Annotated in this window: 2 protein-coding genes; both read left to right on the top strand. The window is 58.5% G+C overall.

Annotated features, from left to right (window positions below):
- Positions 1-131 precede the first annotated feature (131 nt).
- Positions 132-923 (top strand): outer membrane protein assembly factor BamD, encoded by a 792-nt coding sequence (locus tag EGI20_RS18260; protein WP_124735887.1) that lies wholly within the window; start codon positions 132-134, stop codon positions 921-923.
- Positions 924-1,007: 84 nt separating this feature from the next.
- On the top strand, positions 1,008-1,785 hold a 778-nt coding region (locus EGI20_RS18255), incomplete at its 3' end, for a zinc-binding dehydrogenase (RefSeq protein ID WP_498633111.1).

Here is a 1,785-nt window from a genome sequence, read left to right as displayed (position 1 = left end):
TCAGCTTGGCGATGGCGCTGTCCAGCCTTTCGCCTGCCAGTGAAAGCGGAATATGCATGATGCGGGGCGCCGACATCTCGTTTTCTTCCGAGATGTCGTTATAATCGTCGGCATCGAAATAAGGATTGGTCATGAAAAGATATCTTGCTGCGATGTTGGTGGTTGCGGGCCTCGCCGGTTGCGCTTCAACTAGCGAGCCTAACGATGAAACGCGTGGCTGGACGGTCGAAAAGATCTATGGCGAGGCGAAAGACGAGCTTAATAGCGGCAATTATACGCGCGCGATCAAGCTCTATGAAACTTTACAAGCACGTTATCCCTATGGCCGTTATGCGCAGCAGGCGCTGATGGACCAGGCCTACACCCATTACAAGGATGCAGAGCCCGAGTTGGCCATTGCTGCTGCCAACCGTTTTGTGCGTCTGTATCCGGCGCATCCCAACCTCGATTACATGTACTACCTCAAGGGTCTGGTCTACTACAACGACGATAGCACGTCGCTGGCCAAGTGGACGGGGCAGGACATGAGCGAGCGCGATCCCAAGGCCGCCAGCGAAGCCTTCAACGCTTTTCGCGATCTGACCACCCGCTTTCCTGATAGCCCGTACAGCAAGGATGCCGCCGAAAAAATGCAGCGCCTGGTTGACGCGCTGGGCGGACACCAGATGCATGTGGCGCGTTACTATATGAAGCGGGGCGCCTGGCTGGCTGCGGCCAACCGCGCGCAGGATGTGGTGCGCGAGTACAGTAACACAGCTTATCGTGAAGAAGCGCTGGCCATCATGGTGGTGGCTTATGATCAGCTGCAGATGAAGCAGTTGTCTGATGATGCCCGCCGTGTGCTGGTACTGAATTATCCGCAAAGCGCCTATCTGGCCAAGCCATGGCAGGTCAAGGAAACCTCGTGGTGGAAATTCTGGTAAGCCTGCGCTTGCCTGACTGCTGACATCAAGACATGAAACAAGAGCCGCATTGCGGCTCTTGTCTTAGCCGGGAAAGGTCAATACATGAAAGCCATGATTATCCGCCAGTGCGGTGCGCCCTCCGAGTTCGAGCTGGCCGAGCTGCCCTTGCCCGAGCCGCAGGCCGGGCAGGTGCGCATCAAGGTGATGGCTACTGGGGTCAATCCCATTGATTGCAAGATACGCTCGGGTGCAGTGCCATTGGCACCTGCTTTACCCGCCATCTTGCAAGGAGATGTAGCCGGCGTGATCGATGCGCTGGGTTCCGGTGTGACGGATTTTGCTGTGGGCGATGCCGTGTTCGGTTTTATCGGCGGTCTGAAAACCCATTCGGGCGCTTTGGCCGAGTTTGCGCTGGCTGATGTACGCCTGCTGGCGCATAAGCCAGCGACGCTGGATTTTGCCAGTGCCGCGGCTTTGCCGGTTGTCGGCATGACAGCATGGGAAGGTTTGATCGAGCGCGCCGCTTTGGTGCCAGGGCAATCGGTGCTGGTACAGGGCGGGGCTGGCGGGGTGGGGCATATTGCTGTGCAGTTGGCACGTGCGGCGGGTTGCCGCGTGGTGGCAACCGTGTCGGGCAAGGATAAGGGCAAGCTTGCCAGGCAGCTGGGTGCGGACGAGGTGGTGTATTACCGTGATGAGGCTGTGGCCGATTATGTAGCGCGCCTGACCGGCGGGCGTGGTTTTGACGTGGTATTCGACAGTGTCGGCGGCGTGTCGCTGGATGCATCCTTGCAGGCGGCTGCAGTCGGGGGGCAGGTTATTGCCATCGCGGCGCGCTCGACCAGATCATCGGGCAGAACCAGCTCGATCTTGACCTTGG

It is taken from the genome of Aquitalea sp. S1-19, from assembly GCF_024343515.1.
The sequence above is the reverse complement of the archived record's forward strand: the minus strand, read 5'-3'. Positions and strand labels throughout refer to the sequence as shown.

Excerpts from the sequence above, each read along its gene's own strand:
- EGI20_RS18260 (WP_124735887.1), top strand. The coding sequence starts at position 132 with ATGAAAAGATATCTTGCTGCGATGTTGGTGGTTGCGGGCCTCGCCGGT.